The organism is Mycobacterium sp. 1245805.9 (assembly GCF_001672915.1).
Lineage (GTDB): Bacteria > Actinomycetota > Actinomycetes > Mycobacteriales > Mycobacteriaceae > Mycobacterium.
Genome location: NZ_LZKR01000165.1, coordinates 1 through 15,782 on the forward strand (window position 1 = coordinate 1; position 15,782 = coordinate 15,782).

General features: G+C 69.8%; 15 protein-coding genes and 1 pseudogene. 8 read left to right on the forward strand and 8 right to left on the reverse strand.

Annotated elements, in window-relative coordinates; translation table 11 throughout:
• The 3 genes and pseudogenes from A9X00_RS22190 to A9X00_RS22200 all read right to left on the reverse strand — a co-directional run.
• Positions 1 to 330: pseudogene (locus tag A9X00_RS22190) on the reverse strand (hypothetical protein); the annotation flags it as partial.
• A gap of 182 nt (positions 331 to 512) precedes the next feature.
• The gene (locus tag A9X00_RS22195) at positions 513 to 932 is read right to left on the reverse strand and encodes a cytochrome c oxidase subunit 4 (protein ID WP_067158439.1); all 420 of its coding nucleotides are present in this window, start codon (positions 930 to 932) and stop codon (positions 513 to 515) included.
• An 8-nt stretch (positions 933 to 940) separates the two neighbouring features.
• Positions 941 to 2,014, reverse strand: a complete 1,074-nt coding sequence (locus tag A9X00_RS22200) for a cytochrome c oxidase subunit II (protein ID WP_067158441.1) — start codon at positions 2,012 to 2,014, stop codon at positions 941 to 943.
• A 131-nt stretch (positions 2,015 to 2,145) separates the two neighbouring features.
• Between A9X00_RS22200 and asnB the strand changes: the two genes are divergently transcribed.
• On the forward strand, positions 2,146 to 4,116 hold the full coding sequence (gene asnB, locus A9X00_RS22205) for an asparagine synthase (glutamine-hydrolyzing) (RefSeq protein WP_067158443.1): 1,971 nt from the start codon (positions 2,146 to 2,148) through the stop codon (positions 4,114 to 4,116).
• A gap of 69 nt (positions 4,117 to 4,185) precedes the next feature.
• Here the strand turns inward: asnB and A9X00_RS22210 are convergent, their stop codons facing one another.
• Entirely contained in the window at positions 4,186 to 5,160 is a 975-nt protein-coding gene (locus A9X00_RS22210) for a carbohydrate kinase family protein (RefSeq protein ID WP_067158444.1), read from the reverse strand.
• A 183-nt stretch (positions 5,161 to 5,343) separates the two neighbouring features.
• Between A9X00_RS22210 and A9X00_RS22215 the strand changes: the two genes are divergently transcribed.
• On the forward strand, positions 5,344 to 5,967 hold the full coding sequence (locus tag A9X00_RS22215; RefSeq protein WP_067158450.1) for a hypothetical protein: 624 nt from the start codon (positions 5,344 to 5,346) through the stop codon (positions 5,965 to 5,967).
• A 13-nt stretch (positions 5,968 to 5,980) separates the two neighbouring features.
• Here the strand turns inward: A9X00_RS22215 and A9X00_RS22220 are convergent, their stop codons facing one another.
• Both A9X00_RS22220 and A9X00_RS22225 read right to left on the reverse strand, forming a co-directional pair.
• Complete coding sequence (locus A9X00_RS22220; protein ID WP_067158452.1) at positions 5,981 to 6,337, reverse strand: iron-sulfur cluster assembly accessory protein; 357 nt, start codon at positions 6,335 to 6,337, stop codon at positions 5,981 to 5,983.
• A gap of 83 nt (positions 6,338 to 6,420) precedes the next feature.
• Positions 6,421 to 7,497, reverse strand: a complete 1,077-nt coding sequence (locus tag A9X00_RS22225; protein WP_067158572.1) for a glycerate kinase — start codon at positions 7,495 to 7,497, stop codon at positions 6,421 to 6,423.
• A gap of 192 nt (positions 7,498 to 7,689) precedes the next feature.
• Here A9X00_RS22225 and A9X00_RS22230 point away from each other — a divergent pair, with 192 nt between their 5' ends.
• Genes A9X00_RS22230 through A9X00_RS22245 form a run of 4 tightly spaced genes read left to right on the forward strand, consistent with a single transcriptional unit; the run spans position 7,690 to position 10,699 of the window.
• Entirely contained in the window at positions 7,690 to 8,358 is a 669-nt protein-coding gene (locus A9X00_RS22230) for a DUF3043 domain-containing protein (protein ID WP_067158573.1), read from the forward strand.
• A gap of 27 nt (positions 8,359 to 8,385) precedes the next feature.
• Positions 8,386 to 8,922 (forward strand): bifunctional adenosylcobinamide kinase/adenosylcobinamide-phosphate guanylyltransferase, encoded by a 537-nt coding sequence (locus tag A9X00_RS22235; protein WP_067158454.1) that lies wholly within the window; start codon positions 8,386 to 8,388, stop codon positions 8,920 to 8,922.
• A complete protein-coding gene (gene cobT, locus A9X00_RS22240; RefSeq protein ID WP_197515237.1) occupies positions 8,919 to 9,968 on the forward strand; it encodes a nicotinate-nucleotide--dimethylbenzimidazole phosphoribosyltransferase in 1,050 nt (349 codons plus the stop codon). Before A9X00_RS22235 ends, cobT begins: the two co-directional genes overlap by 4 nt.
• Positions 9,965 to 10,699 carry an adenosylcobinamide-GDP ribazoletransferase gene (locus A9X00_RS22245; RefSeq protein WP_067158458.1) on the forward strand — a complete coding sequence of 245 codons (735 nt, stop codon included), beginning with the start codon at positions 9,965 to 9,967 and terminating at the stop codon, positions 10,697 to 10,699. The genes cobT and A9X00_RS22245 overlap by 4 nt, the downstream gene beginning before the upstream one ends.
• Positions 10,700 to 10,762: 63 nt before the next feature.
• Here A9X00_RS22245 and A9X00_RS22250 read toward each other — a convergent pair whose 3' ends face one another.
• Positions 10,763 to 11,869 carry a branched-chain amino acid aminotransferase gene (locus tag A9X00_RS22250; RefSeq protein WP_067158460.1) on the reverse strand — a complete coding sequence of 369 codons (1,107 nt, stop codon included), beginning with the start codon at positions 11,867 to 11,869 and terminating at the stop codon, positions 10,763 to 10,765.
• A gap of 52 nt (positions 11,870 to 11,921) precedes the next feature.
• The gene (gene gcvT, locus A9X00_RS22255; protein ID WP_067158575.1) at positions 11,922 to 13,025 is read right to left on the reverse strand and encodes a glycine cleavage system aminomethyltransferase GcvT; all 1,104 of its coding nucleotides are present in this window, start codon (positions 13,023 to 13,025) and stop codon (positions 11,922 to 11,924) included.
• Positions 13,026 to 13,120: 95 nt separating this feature from the next.
• Between gcvT and A9X00_RS22260 the strand changes: the two genes are divergently transcribed.
• Entirely contained in the window at positions 13,121 to 14,221 is a 1,101-nt protein-coding gene (locus A9X00_RS22260) for an adenylate/guanylate cyclase domain-containing protein (RefSeq protein ID WP_156772234.1), read from the forward strand.
• Positions 14,222 to 14,231: 10 nt separating this feature from the next.
• Positions 14,232 to 15,782 (forward strand): leucyl aminopeptidase, encoded by a 1,551-nt coding sequence (locus tag A9X00_RS22265; protein ID WP_067158464.1) that lies wholly within the window; start codon positions 14,232 to 14,234, stop codon positions 15,780 to 15,782.

Here is a 15,782-nt window from a genome sequence, read left to right on the forward strand (position 1 = left end):
GCCGACCACCCACGGCCAGCGCGGGGCGCGGTGTTCGTCGTCCGGGTCGGCGGGCTCGTCGTAGCTGTCGTAGTCGTAGAGCCGCATGTCGGCCGGCAGGTAGGGGCCGGTGACGAAGTGCTCGGATTCGGGAGCCGAATACGCCCGCGAGTAGGCGTCCGTCTGGCCGGTCTGGTCCGCGGCCGCGATTTCGGCGCTGTCGTCGATGGGCTCCAGCTCGTCGTGAACCGCGTCTTGTCCCGCGTCGAGGCCGGAGTCCGGTTGGTGGCTGAGGTCGCTGCCGGAATCGGGTTCGTCAGGTTCCCATCCCGGAGGATTCGGCCCGCTCATAGTTGCCTGCCCTGTCCAACTGCATCACCAGCGCGCGAAGCCCCGCGGCTGCATCGGTGCGCGCGCGCTTGGGAGTTTCTCATTGTGCCTGGGCAAACCCTACCGAACGGGATAGAGCAAAGAAGTCTGGGAAAACGGGCCCGGATCAACTGGTGCCCTGATTGTGACCTTTGAGTCGCAAATCAGTGCTTCTCGGGGCCCGTGTAGTACTCGAAGACCAGTCCGGCCGAAGTGGCGAGGATGAACACCACCCCGGCGACGATCAACCAGGGCAGCCACAGCGCGATGCCGATCGCCGCCACCGAGCCGGCCAGCGCGACCAGGATGGGCCACCAGCTGTGCGGCGCGAAAAAGCCCAATTCGCCTGCACCGTCACTGATCTCGGCGCCCTCGTAGTCCTCGGGCCGGGTGTCCAGCCGACGCGAGATGAACCAGAAGAAGCTCCCTGTGATGACCGCCAGCCCACCGGTCAGCGCCAGCGCGGTGGTCCCCGCCCACTCCACGCCGCCGGTGGCGAACAGCGCGGTCAGGACCCCGTAGAGCACCGCCGACAGAACGAAGAAAGCGGCGATGAATTCGAACAGCCTGGCTTCGATCTTCATTGAGCGTCCTAACCTACGGGCTGATTTTGGGTCGCTTCACCGCGACGGGTATCGAACGGATGGGTGGTCACCGCCAGCGGGGCTTGGGCGATCGCCTGCAGCGCCTCGGCGTTGGTCTTCCCGGCAATCCGTTGCTGCAAGTAGGCCTTGAAGTCGTTGGGCGGCACGACCCGCACCTCGAAGTTCATCATCGAGTGATACGTGCCGCAGAACTCGGCGCAGTGACCGACGAACGCCCCGGTCTTCTGGATCTCGTCGACCTGGAATACGTTGACCGAGTTGTTCGCCTCGGGGTTGGGCATCACGTCGCGCTTGAACAGGAATTCCGGCACCCAGAACGTGTGCACGACGTCGGCGGAGGCCAACCGGAACTCGATCTGCTTGCCGGCCGGCAACACCAGCACCGGGATCTCGGTCGCGGTTCCCAGGATCTCGACCTTGTCGAAATTCAGGTAGGTCCGGTCCTGCGGGTTGAGCCCGCGCACCGCCCCGACGCGCTCCTCGCCGTGCTCGTCCTTGCCCTCCGGCTTGGACACCATCGCGTTTTTGCGCGCCGGATCGGCCCCGTCATAGGTGAGCGTGCCGTCCTTGAAGTTGATGCGCTGATAACCGAACTTCCAGTTCCACTGGAAGGAGGTGACGTCGATGACGACCTCGGGGTCCTTGGCCAGGTGCAGCATCTTCTCCTGCACCACCACGGTGAAGTAGAACAGCACCGAGATGATGAGGAACGGCGTCACGGTGAGCACCAGCTCCAGCGGCATGTTGTAGCCGAACTGGCGGGGCAACTCGGTGTCGGTCGCCTTCTTGCGATGAAACGCCGACGCCCAGAAGATGAGCCCCCACACGATGACGCCGACGACCAGCGAGGCGACCACCGCCCCGACCCACAGCTCGCGGTTGAGGTGGGCCTCCGGGGTGATGCCCTCCGGCCAGCCCATGCCGAGCACCTGCGACCAGCTGCATCCGCTCAGGGTGACGGCGAGCACACCGAGCGTCGCGGCCAGCGCCAGCCGCCGGAGACGACGCTGGAACCTGCGCTGCGACATACGTTGCGAACGGACCTGCTCGCGAGGTGTCACGTTGGCGCCTCCTGCTCGGATTCGAATACTACGCAGCGTAGACCACGCCGCTGACGCCGTCGCGCAAACCCCGGCCGGTCACGGGCGTGCGGCGCCGCAGGCGCCGCCCAAGTGGGGCATACTGGGGCGCCGTGTGTGGTCTGCTGGCGTTCGTTGCGGCCCCGGACGGTGCTCGCGGCGACGCGGGCGACCCCACGGGGGCCGCGGCCCGCGCCGATAGCGCCATTTCCGCCTCGCTGCGCCTGATGCGCCACCGCGGACCAGACGAGCCGGGTGGGTTGTTCGACCCCGACGCCGACGGGTCCGTCGTCTTCGGCTTCAACCGGCTGTCCTTCATCGACATCGCCCATTCGCATCAGCCGCTGCGCTGGGGCCCGCCGGAAACGCCCGACCGCTACGTGCTGGTGTTCAACGGCGAGATCTACAACTACCTCGAGCTGCGCGACGAACTGGCCGCCAACCACGGCGCCGCGTTCGCCACCGACGGTGACGGCGAGTCGATCGTCGCGGGCTACCACCACTGGGGCACCGACGTGCTGCACAGGCTGCGCGGCATGTTCGCGTTCGCGCTATGGGACACCGTCACCCGCGAATTGTTCTGCGCCCGAGACCCTTTCGGCATCAAGCCGCTGTTCATGGCCACCGGCACCGGCGGCACCGCGCTGGCCAGCGAGAAGAAATGCCTGATGGACCTGGCCGAGCTGGTCGGATTCGACACCGGCATCGACGAGCGGGCGGTGCAGCACTACACGGTCCTGCAGTACGTGCCGGAGCCCGAGACGCTGCACCGCGGGGTGCGCCGACTGGAATCGGGCTGCTACGCCCGCATCCGGCCCGGGCAGCAGCCCGAGGTCACCCGCTACTTCGTGCCGCGATTCGCCGCCACCCCCATCACCGCCGACACCGAACAGGCCCGCTACGACGAGATCACCGCAGTGCTGGAGGACTCGGTGGCCAAGCACATGCGCGCAGACGTCACCGTCGGGGCGTTCCTGTCCGGGGGCATCGACTCCACCGCCATCGCGGCGCTGGCCATCCGGCACAACCCCCGGCTGATCACGTTCACCACCGGCTTCGAGCGCGAGGGCTTCTCCGAGATCGACGTCGCGGTGGCCTCCGCGGAGGCCATCGGGGCGCGCCACATCGCCAAGGTGGTCAGCCCCGACGAGTTCGTCGCCGCCCTGCCCGAGATCGTCTGGTACCTCGACGAACCCGTCGCCGACCCGGCGCTGGTCCCCCTGTTCTTCGTCGCCCGCGAGGCCCGCAAGCACGTGAAGGTGGTGCTGTCCGGCGAGGGCGCCGACGAGCTGTTCGGCGGCTACACGATCTATCGGGAGCCGTTGTCGCTGAAGCCTTTTGACTACTTGCCGCGCCCGCTGCGCCGGTCGATGGGCAAGGTGTCCAAGCCGCTGCCGGAGGGCATGCGCGGCAAGAGCCTGCTGCACCGCGGCTCGCTGACCCTCGAGGAGCGCTACTACGGCAACGCCCGCAGCTTCTCCGACGCGCAGCTGCGCGACGTGCTGCCGGGGTTCCGCGACGAGTGGACCCACACCGACGTCACCGCGTCGGTGTACGCCGAATCGGCCGGCTGGGACCCGGTGGCCCGCATGCAGCACATCGACCTGTTCACCTGGTTGCGCGGGGACATCCTGGTCAAGGCCGACAAGATGACGATGGCCAACTCGCTGGAGCTTCGAGTGCCGTTCCTGGACCCCGAGGTGTTCGCCGTGGCCTCGCGGCTGCCCGTCGAAGCCAAGATCACCCGGACGACCACGAAGTACGCGTTGCGGCGCGCGCTGGAGCCGATCGTTCCGGCGCACGTGCTGCACCGGCCCAAGCTCGGCTTCCCGGTGCCGATCCGGCATTGGCTGCGCGCGGGCGAACTGCTGGAGTGGGCGTACGCGCTGGTGGACTCGTCCCAGGCCGATCACCTGGTCGACCTGGCCGCGGTGCGCCGGATGCTCGACGAACACCGAAGCGGCACAAGCGATCACAGCCGCCGGCTGTGGACGGTGCTGATCTTCATGCTCTGGCACGCGATCTTCGTCGAGCACAGCGTGGTGCCGCAGATCAGCGAGCCGGTCTACCCCGTCCAGCTCTAACCGCGAGCAGACGCAGAATCGCACGCGGACGGGCCGCGCAATGCGATTCTGCGTCTGGTGGCCAGAGGATTAGGCGAGCACCGCGGCGAGCGCGGCGGCGGCCTCCTCGCCGTACGCGCCGGCCAGCCTGCTCTTCGCGACCTCGTGGTCCCAGGCCCACTCCTGCGTTCCGGTGGACTCCAGCACCAGCACGGCCACCAGCGAGCCCAGCTGCGCCGAACGCTCCAGGCTGAGGCCCGCGCTGCGCCCGGTGAGGAACCCGGCCCGGAACGCGTCGCCGACGCCGGTGGGGTCGACCTGGCTGGTCTCGGGCACCACGTCGACGTGGGTGGTGGTGCCGTCGGGCTCGACCAGGTCCACGCCCTTGGGGCCCAGCGTGGTGACCCGCAGCTCGACCTGCGCCATCACGTCGGCCTCGGTCCAGCCGGTCTTGGACAGCATCAGGTCCCACTCGTAGTCGTTGGTGAACAGGTACTTGGCGCCGTCGGTGAGCGTGCGGATCTCGTCACCGGACAGCCGGGCCAGCTGCTGGGACGGGTCGGCGGCGAACGCCAGCCCGAGCTTGCGGCACTCCTCGGTGTGCACCTGCATGGCCTCCGGGTCGTTGGCCCCGATGATGACCAGCTCCGGCGTGCCGATGGACGACACCACGTCGGCCAGCTTGATGTTGCGGGCCTCCGACATGGCGCCCGGGTAAAACGACGCGATCTGGGCCATGTCGACGTCGGTAGTGCAGGTGAAGCGCGCGGTGTGCGCAGTCTCGGAGATCAGGACGTTGTCGCAGTTGACGTTGTGGGACACCAGCCAGTCGCGGTAGTCGGCAAAGTCGTCGCCGGCCGCGCCGACCAGTGCGACGTCGCCGCCCAGCACGCCGATGGCGAAGGCGATGTTGCCCGCCACGCCGCCGCGATGGATGACCAAGTCGTCGACCAGGAAGCTGAGCGACACCTTCTGCAGGTGCTCAGGCAGCAGCTGCTCGGAAAATCGGCTGGGGAACCGCATCAAGTGGTCGGTCGCAATCGAACCCGTTACCGCGATCGTCACGAAATCTCCTTCGTTAGTAAGGTTATCTAGCTTACTCAGCCGTATCGATGGTCGTCGCGTCACGGTCCGCGCAAAGTCGTGCGCTAGCCTGCCTACAAACGACTCAAGCAACTCAGTCAGCCGCCGGGACCCGCCTGGCCGCAGCCCCGCTCCTGGTCCCGTCCACCAGCGTAGGAGAACCACATGGCAGGTCCGCACTGGCCGGACCACAGTGTCGGCACCGACGGACCAACGCCCGAGTCCCAGCCGCTTGACTTCCCCAACGAGCCCACCGCCGCGCCGGCGAATTATGCCGGGCAGCCGGTGCCCTACCCGCAGCGACGACCCAAGCGGCGCTGGGTCATTGGTGTGCTGCTGGCCGTCGCCCTGGCGGCCGCGTTGACCGTGGCGATTACCTACGGGGTCCGCACCAACGGGGCCAATAGTGGCGCCTCGTTGTCCGACGGCGCGGCCAAGACGGCGATCCAGCAGTACCTGGATGCGCTCGAGCACCGCGACATCGACGTCATCGTCCGCAACGCGCTGTGCGGCATGTACGACGGGGTGCGCGACAAGCGCTCGGATCAGGCCCTGGCCAAGATGAGCAGCGACGCCTTCCGCAAGCAGTTCACCGAGGTGGAGCTGACGTCGATCGACAAGATCGTGTACCTGTCGCAATATCAGGCCCAGGCGCTGTTCACCATGCGGGTAACGCCCGCGGCCGGCGGCCCGTCGCGCGGGGACGTGCAAGGGGTCGCCCAGCTGTTATTTCAGCGGGGGCAGATCGAGGTCTGCTCGTATGTGCTGCGCACCGGCGGCTCCTACTGAGCCGCCGACCAGGTCAGTTGAAGGAGTCCCCGCAGGCGCACGAACCGGTGGCGTTGGGGTTGTCGATGGTGAAGCCCTGCTTCTCGATGGTGTCGACGAAGTCGATGGAGGCGCCTTCGACGTAGGGCGCGCTCATCCGGTCGACCGTCAGGGTCACGCCGCCGAAGTCCGCGGTCAGGTCGCCGTCCAGCGAGCGGTCGTCGAAGAACAGGTTGTAGCGCAGCCCGGCGCACCCGCCCGGCTGGACCGCGATGCGCAGCGCCAGGTCGTCACGGCCCTCCTGGTCCAGCAGGGACTTCGCCTTGGCAGCGGCGGCTTCGGTCAAGATCACGCCGTGGGTCTTGGCGGTCGACTCGTTTTGCACCGTCATTGCTTCTCCTAGTTGGCACTTTTCCTAGTTGGTCCTGGTTGGCTCGAAGTCCGGGCGATGCGCTCCGGAAAAAGCCCACTGCATCAACGGTACCTTGCGGGACCGCTATTCCCGAGTCGAGCCGCGACCTCGGAGGCCAAACCCATCAGCTGATTGGCGGCGTCGGCCTGCGCCAATCGCACCGAACCGGCGTAATCGGCGATGGACAGCGCCGACATGATGCCCGACGAGCGCACCGCGGAATTCTCCAGGTCGACCTGGCCGGCCAGCACGATCACGGGGATGCCCAGCGGGCGGGCCGACTCGGCGAGGTAGCCGACCACCTTCCCGAACAGGGACTGCTCGTCGAATCGGCCCTCACCGGTGACGATCATGTCCGCGACCTCGAGCTCCTCGGCCAGCCCGGTGTGCTCGGCGATGATCGCCGCGCCCAGCTCGCAGCGGCCGCCGAGCGCCATCAACCCGGCCCCGATGCCGCCGGCGGCCCCCGCGCCCGGCTCCGAGCTCACGTCCCGCCCGGCCGCCGCCTCCAGTTCCAGCGCCCACGCCTCGAGGCGGACTTCCAGGGCGGCGACGGCGGCCGTGTCCGCGCCCTTCTGCGGCCCGAACACCCTCGCCGCGCCCCAGGGCCCCACCATCGGGTATTCGGTGTCCGAGGCGGCGATCAGGTCCACGTTGGTCATCCGCTGACGGGCCTCGAACAGGCCGCCGAGCTGGGTGATCATCCCCTGCCCGCCGTCGGTGCACGCGCTGCCCCCCAGCCCGACCACGATCCGCGTCGCCCCGGCCCGCAGCGCCTCGTCGAGGAGCTGCCCGACGCCGCTGCTGTCGGCCGCGACGGCGGTTTCCGGGGTGGGCGGACCGCCGAGCAGGTTCAGGCCGCAGGCCTGCGCGCACTCCAGGTACGCGGTCCGCGAGGTGCGGTCGAACACCCACGCGGCCTCCACCGTGGTGTCCAGCGGCCCGCACACCCGGACCCGCCGCGTCTGCCCCAGCCGCCGGCCGAGCACCTCGACGAAACCGGGGCCGCCGTCGGACATGGGCGCGACGGTGAACCGGTCCCCGGGACGTGATCGCGTCCAACCGGTTGCGATGGCGGCGGCGGCCTCCACGGCGGACAGGCTGTCCCCATAGCAATCCGGTGCGACCAAGACCTGCATGGCGGGCAGGCGCAGACGGCCCGGTGCGAGGCCATCGGCAGCGTCATCCGAGGCCATCGTGCCGTCGTCCATCACAGGTAGCCATTCATCACAGTCAAGCCTAAGCGTCACGCGTTGCGCTGGCGCATGACCAATAACAACGCATTCCAGGTGCGTTACGGGCGAGGCCCCCCGCGAAGTAACCTGGCCATTGTGAAGCTAATGGGCCGCAAAAAGGGCCAGAATGACGACCTCGAAGTCGCCGTAGTCGAGGCCGACGTCTCCGCGGACGCCGTACCGCGCCGGACGGGGCCCAAGGGCCGGCCCACGCCCAAGCGCAGCGAGGCGCGGCGCAACGCCAAGAAGGGCCCGGTCGCACCGGCGCCCATGACCGCGTCCGAGGCGCGGGCCCGGCGCAAGACGCTGGCCGGCCCCAAACTCAGCCGCGAGGAACGCCGGGCCGAGAGAACGGCCAGCCGCGCGCGGATGACGGATCGCCGCGAGCGCATGATGGCCGGCGAAGAGGCCTACCTGTTGCCGCGCGATCAGGGCCCCATCAAGCGTTACGTGCGCGACGTGGTGGACTCCCGGCGTAACGCCCTCGGCCTGTTCATGCCGGCCACGCTGGTCTTGCTGTTCGCCTCGTTCGGCGTCCCGCAGGTGCAGCTGTACGCCTCCCCGGCGATGCTGGCGCTGATGGTCGTGATGGGCGTCGACGGGGTGCTGCTGGGCCGCAAAGTCAGCAGGCTGGTCGACGCGAAGTTCCCCGACAACACCGAAAGCCGTTGGAAGCTGGGCATTTACGCCGCCGGCCGGGCTTCGCAGCTGCGCCGCATGCGGACGCCGCGGCCCCAAGTCGAGCGCGGCAGCAGTGTCGGCTGACCGGCACCTGAAAGCCGCCTGACCGCGGTGCGCACCCTGGTGCTCGGCGGGATCAGGTCGGGCAAGTCCCGCTGGGCCGAGGAGGCCATCGCCACGTCACTGCCGCCGGGGCAGCCGGTACGTTACCTGGCCCCCCGCGTGGCGGGCGCGGCCGACGCGGACTGGGCGGACCGGGTCGCCCGACACCGTGACCGCCGGCCCGCGCATTGGTCGACGGTCGAAACCGACGACGTGACAGGACAATTGCGCCAGTCGCCCGGCAGCCCGACGCTCGTCGACGACCTCGGCGGCTGGCTCACCGGAACGCTGGACCGCAACAACGCGTGGGACGACGGGTCAGTGGCCGGTCATGTCGACGACATGCTGGCCGCCGTGGGCGAATTCGGTTCGACGCTGGTGCTCGTCAGCCCGGAGGTCGGGCTGACCGTGGTGCCGGCCACCGCGGCCGGGCGCCGGTTCGCCGACGAACTGGGCAGCCTCAACCAGCGCGTCGCCGAGCTGTGCGACCGGGTGGTGCTGGTGGTGGCCGGGCAGGCGGTGCAGATCAAGCTGTCGGGAACCTGATGGAATTCGCCCCGGTATCACCGCCCGACGCGGCCGCCGCCGCCGCCGCGCGCGCCCGACAGGACACGCTGACCAAGCCGCGTGGCGCCCTGGGCCGCCTGGAAGACCTGTCGGTCTGGGTCGCTTCCTGCCAAGGGCATTGTCCGCCAATGCAATTCGAGCGCGCGCGGGTGGTCGTCTTCGCGGGCGACCACGGCGTCGCGCGCTCGGGGGTGTCGGCGTACCCTCCGGAGGTGACCGCCCAGATGGTCGCCAACATCGACGCCGGCGGCGCGGCGATCAACGCGCTGGCCGCCATCGCCGGTGCGACGGTGCGACTGGCGGACCTGGCGGTCGACGCCGAGGCGGCCTCGGATCGGATCGGCGCCCACAAGGTGCGGCGGGCCAGCGGCGACATCACCACGCAGGATGCGCTGTCCGACGCCGAGACCCTCGCCGCGATCGCCGCGGGCCGGACCATCGCCGACGAGGAGGTCGACGCCGGCGCCGACCTGCTCATCGCGGGCGACATGGGCATCGGAAACACCACTGCGGCGGCGGTTTTGGTGGCGGCCCTGACGAACGCCGAGCCGGTCGCCGCGGTCGGCTTCGGCACCGGGATCGACGACGCGGGATGGGCGCGCAAGACCGCGGCCGTGCGCGACGCCCTGTTCCGGGCGCGGCGCGTGCTGCCCGACCCGGTCGGGCTGCTGCGCTGCTGCGGCGGCGCGGATTTGGCGGCGATGGCCGGCTTTTGCGCGCAGGCCGCGGTGCGGCGCACGCCGCTGCTGCTCGACGGCATGGCGGTGACGGCGGCCGCTCTGGTGGCCGAGCGTTTGGCGCCGGGCGCCCGGCAATGGTGGCAGGCCGGTCATCGGTCCACCGAGCCGGGCCACCAGTTGGCGCTGACGGCACTGGAATTGGACCCGATCCTGGACCTGCGCATGCGGCTGGGCGAGGGAACCGGCGCCGCGGTGGCCCTGCCGGTGCTGCGCGCGGCGGTGGCCGCGCTGTCGTCGATGGCGACGTTCGCCGAGGCTGGGATAGCTGGCCTGTCGCCGTCATGATGCGTTCCCTGGCAACGGCTTTCGCGTTCGGCACGGTGCTGCCCGTCCCAGGTGCGCAGAACGCCCCGATGGGCCGCGGCGCCATGACCACGCTGCCGGTGGTCGGCGCCGCGCTGGGCACGTTGGCCGCGGGCGTCACATGGTGCGGCGCTTGGGTTTTCGGACCGTCGAGCCCCCTGGCCGGCCTGCTCGCGGTGGCCGCGCTGCTGCTGGCGACCCGGGGGCTGCACATCGACGGCGTCGCCGACACGGCCGACGGGCTGGGCTGCTACGGGCCGCCGCAGCGGGCGCTGGCGGTGATGCGCGACGGGTCGACGGGACCGTTCGGGGTGGCGGCCGTCGTGCTGGTGATCCTGTTGCAGGGGTTGGCCTTCTCGACGCTGAAGCCACCGGCCATTGTCCTGGCGGTGTTTTCCGGCCGGGTCGCGGCGGTGCTGACCTGCCGCCGGTCGGTGCCGGCGGCCGAGGGCAGCGCGCTGGGCGCGCGGGTGGCCGGCAGCCAGCCGGCGCCGGTGGTGGCGGCGTGGGTCGCGGTGCTGCTGGCGGCCTCGGTGCTGGTGGGTTCGCGGCCGTGGCAGGGTCCGGTAGCGGTGCTGGTGGCGCTGGGCTGCGCCGCGGCGCTGGTGGCGCACTGCGTGCGCCGGTTCGGCGGCGTCACCGGCGACGTGCTGGGCGCCGCGATCGAGCTCACCACCACGGTGAGCGCCGTGACGCTGGCCGCTTTTCACTGACGAGCAGACGCAGAATCGCACGAATCGGCGCCGCGGGATGCGATTCTGCGTCTGCTCGCGGGCCTAGCCGAGGCGGGCCATCCAGCCGTGGGTGTCGGCGAAGGTGCCGCGCTGGATCCCGGTCAGCGTGTCGCGCAGCGCCATCGTCACCTCACCGGGTTGCCCGTCGGCGATGGTGAACTCGGTGTCGCCGTACTTCACCCGCGACACCGGGGTGATGACGGCGGCGGTGCCGCAAGCGAACACCTCGGTGATCTCCCCGGCCGCGGCCTTCTTCTGCCACTCGTCGATGTCGATCTTGCGTTCCTCGACCGAGAACCCGGCATCAATGGCCAACTGCAGCAACGAATCCCGCGTGATGCCGGGCAACAGCGAACCCGACAGCTCCGGGGTGACCAGCCGCGCCGATCCGCCGCTGCCGAACACGAAGAACAGGTTCATGCCGCCCATCTCCTCGATGAAGCGGCGCTCGACGCCGTCCAGCCACACCACTTGGTCGCAACCGTTTTCGGCGGCCTCGGCCTGCGCCAGCAGCGACGCGGCGTAGTTGCCGCCGAACTTGGCCGCGCCGGTTCCGCCCGGGCTGGCGCGCACGTACTCCGTCGACACCCACACGGTGACCGGGCTGATGCCGCCCTTGAAGTAGGCGCCGGCCGGCGACCCGATCAGCAGGTAGCGGTACTGCTTGGCCGGCCGCACGCCCAGCCCCGGCTCGGTGGCGAAGATGAACGGCCGCAGGTACAGCGCCTCCTCGCCGCCGGCCCGCGGCACCCAGGCCTTGTCGACGGCGACCAGCTGGCAAAGGGATTCGATGAACAGGCTTTCGGGCAGTTCGGGAATGGCCAGCCGCCGCGCCGACGACCGCATCCGCGCCGCGTTGGCCTCGGCGCGAAACGACACGATCGAGCCGTCGGCCCAGCGGTAGGCCTTGAGGCCCTCGAAGACTTCCTGGGCGTAGTGCAGCACGATCGCCGACGGGTCCAGTTCGATCGGCCCGTACGGGATTACGCGCGGGTTGTGCCAGCCCCGGCCCTCGGCGTAGTCGATCGACACCATGTGGTCGGTGAAGTACCTGCCGAAACCCGGGTCGGCCAGGATTGATTCACGTTCGGTGTCGGTCGCCGGATTGGACGCGCGTAGAACCGTGAACTCGGGCGAGTCGCTGGTCATGGGGCCGATTCTATATCCGCGCGCCACCGGGTTTTTGCCATCGAACGTGCCGCTAACGCGTCTTCACGGCGACGAACGGAGGCCGCACGACCTCGCATTCGGCGGCGCGGCCGCGGATGTCGACGGTGACCTGCTGACCGTCGTCGATTCCGGCGTCGGTGTCGATCAATGCCAGCGCGATGCCGACTTGCAGTGTCGGAGAGAACGTCCCGGACGTGGTGACCCCGACCGGTCGCTCCCCCGCCAGGACCGTCAGACCGGGACGCAGCACGCCGCGGCCGACCATCCGCAGCCCGCGCAGCAGCCGCCGCGGTCCCGCTTCTTTCTCGGCCAGCAACGCCGAGCGGCCGAAGAAGGCATCCTTCTTCCAACCGATTGCCCAGCCGCAGCGGGCCTGCAGCGGCGAGATGTCGAGCGAAAGTTCGTGCCCGTGCAGCGGATAGCCCATCTCGGTGCGCAACGTGTCGCGGGCGCCCAGCCCGGCGGGCTCTCCCCCGGCGGCGCGCACCGCCGCGACCAGCCCGTCGAACACCACGCCCGCGGAATCCCACGGCGGCAGCAGCTCGTAGCCGTGCTCGCCGGTGTATCCGGTGCGGCAGACGCGCACCGGCACCCCGGAGTACGCGGCGTCGGCGTAGCCCATGTAATCCATGTCGGTCGGCAGGCCCAGCTCGCCGAGGACGTCCGCCGATCGCGGGCCCTGCACGGCCAGCACCGCGTAGGAGCGATGCTCGTTGGTGATCGTCAAACCGGCCCCGGCGGCTGCCCGCAGCGCGTCGACCACCGCGGCGGTGTTCGCGGCGTTGGGCACCAGAAAGATTTCGTCGTCGTCGACGTAGTAGGCGATCAGGTCGTCGATGACGCCACCGGATTCGGTGCAGCACAAGGTGTATTGCGCCTTGCCCGGACCGATGCGGCCCAGATCGTTGGTGAGCGCGGAGTTGACGAACGCGGCGGCGCCTGGCCCGCGGACCAAAGCCTTGCCTAGGTGGCTGACGTCGAACAGGCCCACCGCGTTGCGGGTGGCGTTGTGTTCGCTGACCGTGCCGGCATAGGACACCGGCATCAGCCAGCCGCTGAACTCCGCGAAGCTTGCACCCAGTTCGCGATGGCGGTCCTCCAGCGGTCCCTTTTGCAATTCCGGCGCATCGGGCATGCGCCACTCCTCCTCATCGCTTCGCTCTGCATCGTCGTCGGCGCGGCTCACGGCGTCCCACCCTAATGCGCTGGAGTACTGGCACACTTGGGCAGGTGTCCGATCCGCTGGACTTCGAGGCGCTACAGGCCGCGGGAATCGCGAACCCGCGCGAGCGGGCAGACCTGATCAAATACCTGGACGATCTGGGCTTCACCGCCGATGAAATGGCCGAAGCGGAACGCCGCGGCCGGTTGTTCGGGCTTGCCGGCGACGTCCTGGCGTGGTCGGGACGCCCGATCTACACGCTGCAGGCGGCGGGCGAGCAACTCGGCATCTCGGCCGACGACGTGGCGCACGCCTGGGCGTTGCTCGGGCTGACCGTCGCCGGCCCGGACGTTCCCGTGCTGAGCCAGGCCGACGTCGACGCCCTGTCGACCTGGCTCGCGCTCGAGGCGGTGGTCGGCGAGGACGGCGCGTTCGGCCTGCTGCGGGTGCTGGGCGCCGCGATGGCCCGCCTGGCGGAGGCCGAGGGAACGATGATCCGCGCCGGGACACCGGACATTCAGATGAACTACACCCACGACGAGCTGGCTACGGCGCAGGCGTATCGCTCGGTCGCCGAGTTCGTGCCTCGCATCGGCGCCCTGATCGACGTGGTGCACCGGCATCACCTGACCAGCGCGCGAACCTATTTCGAGGGCGTCCTCCAGGACACGTCGGCCAGCGTGGTGTGCGGCATCGGTTTCGCCGATCTGTCCAGCTTCACCGCGCTGACGCAGGCGCTCACACCCGCGGAATTGTCGAACCTGCTCACCGAGTTCGGCGCCACCGTCGCGGACGTGGTGCACGCCGACGGTGGTCGGGTGGTGAAGTTCATCGGCGACGCCGTGATGTGGGTATGTTCGTCGCCCGAGGGGCTGGCGAAGGCGGCGCTCGATCTGGTCGACCATCCGCGGGCCCGCGAGGAGGGCCTGCAGGTGCGCGCGGGCCTGGCGCACGGCGAGGTGCTGGCCATCAACGGCGACTACTTCGGCATCGCGGTCAACCTGGCCGCCCGGCTGGTGGCGGCCGCGGCGCCGGGGCAGATCCTGGCCTCGGCCGAGCTGCACGAAAAGTTGCCCGACTGGTCCGCGGTCGCCCACGGCCCCTTGACCCTCAAGGGTTTCGACGACCCGGTGACCGCCTTCGAGCTGCGCCCCCCGCCGGTTGACTAGGGTATTCGCCGTGACCACCACCGAACCGGGCTACCAGGCCCCCACCGTCAACGTCGCAACCTCGCTCCCGAAGCGCAGCGCGGGCTCCACGGTATTGCTGGTGCCGGTCGTCTCGACCGGCGACGAGGACAAGCCGGGCGCGGTCCTCACCGCCGCCGAGCCGTTCCTCTCCGACGAGGCCGTCGCCGAGATCCAGGACGGCCTGCGGGCCCTGGAGGCCACCGGCGGCAGTGAGCAGGTGCACCGGCTGGTGGTGCCGTCGCTGCCGGTGTCCAGCGTGCTGACGATCGGGCTGGGCAAGCCGCGCGACGAGTGGCCGGCCGACGTGATCCGGCGCGCCGCCGGCGTGGCGGCGCGATCGCTGGGCACCGCCGAGGCGGTGATCACCACGTTGGCTGAGCTGCCCGGCGACGACGTCTGCTCCGCCGCGGTGGAGGGGCTGATCCTGGGCAGCTACCGGTTCACCGAGTTCCGCAGCGAGAAGACCGCGCCCAAGGACAAGGGGCTGCGCAAGCTCACCGTGCTGGCGACCGGCAAGGACGCCAAGAAGCAGGCGGCGCACGGCGCGGCCGTCGCCACCGCGGTCGCCACGGCCCGGGACCTGGTCAACACCCCGCCGAGCCACCTATTTCCCGCCGAATTCGCCAAGCGCGCAAAGGCTTTGGGCGAATCCGTCGGCCTCGAGGTGGAGGTGCTCGACGACAAGGCGCTGCAGAAGGGCGGCTACGGTGGGGTGATCGGCGTCGGGCAGGGCTCGTCGCGGCCGCCGCGGCTGGTGCGGCTCATCCACCGCGGCTCGAAACTGGCCAAGAAATCAAAACAGGCGAAGAAGGTCGCACTCGTCGGCAAGGGCGTCACGTTCGATACCGGCGGCATCTCGATCAAGCCGGCGGCGTCGATGCACTACATGACCTCGGACATGGGCGGCGCGGCCGCCGTCATCGCGACGGTCGCGCTGGCCGCGCAGCAGCAGTTGCCCGTCGACGTGATCGCCACGGTGCCGATGGCCGAGAACATGCCGTCGGCCACCGCGCAGCGCCCCGGCGACGTGCTGACGCAGTACGGCGGAATCACCGTCGAGGTGCAGAACACCGACGCCGAGGGCCGGCTCATCCTGGCCGACGCGATCGTGCGGGCGTGCGAGGACAACCCGGACTACCTGATCGAGACGTCCACGCTGACCGGCGCGCAGACCGTGGCGCTGGGTGCCCGGATCCCCGGGGTGATGGGCAGCGACGAGTTCCGCGACCGGGTGGCCGCGATCTCGCAGCGGGTCGGCGAGAACGGCTGGCCGATGCCGCTGCCCGACGAGCTGAAGGACGACCTGAAGTCTCAGGTGGCCGACCTGTCCAACATCAGCGGCCAGCGCTTCGCCGGCATGCTGGTGGCCGGGGTGTTCCTGCGCGAATTCGTCGCCGACGGCGTGGGCTGGGCGCACATCGACGTGGCCGGACCGGCCTACAACACCGGCAGCCCGTGGGGATACACGCCCAAGGGCGGCACCGGCGTGCCGACACGCACCATGTACGCGGTGCTGGAGGACATCGCCGAGAACGGCTGA

Coding starts and splice junctions, on each gene's coding strand:
- A9X00_RS22195 (WP_067158439.1), bottom strand. CDS start 932: ATGAAGATCGAAGCCAGGCTGTTCGAATTCATCGCCGCTTTCTTCGTT.
- A9X00_RS22215 (WP_067158450.1), top strand. CDS start 5,344: ATGGCAGGTCCGCACTGGCCGGACCACAGTGTCGGCACCGACGGACCA.
- A9X00_RS22220 (WP_067158452.1), bottom strand. CDS start 6,337: ATGACGGTGCAAAACGAGTCGACCGCCAAGACCCACGGCGTGATCTTG.
- A9X00_RS22225 (WP_067158572.1), bottom strand. CDS start 7,497: ATGCAGGTCTTGGTCGCACCGGATTGCTATGGGGACAGCCTGTCCGCC.
- A9X00_RS22245 (WP_067158458.1), top strand. CDS start 9,965: ATGATGCGTTCCCTGGCAACGGCTTTCGCGTTCGGCACGGTGCTGCCC.
- A9X00_RS22250 (WP_067158460.1), bottom strand. CDS start 11,869: ATGACCAGCGACTCGCCCGAGTTCACGGTTCTACGCGCGTCCAATCCG.
- gcvT (WP_067158575.1), bottom strand. CDS start 13,025: ATGCCCGATGCGCCGGAATTGCAAAAGGGACCGCTGGAGGACCGCCAT.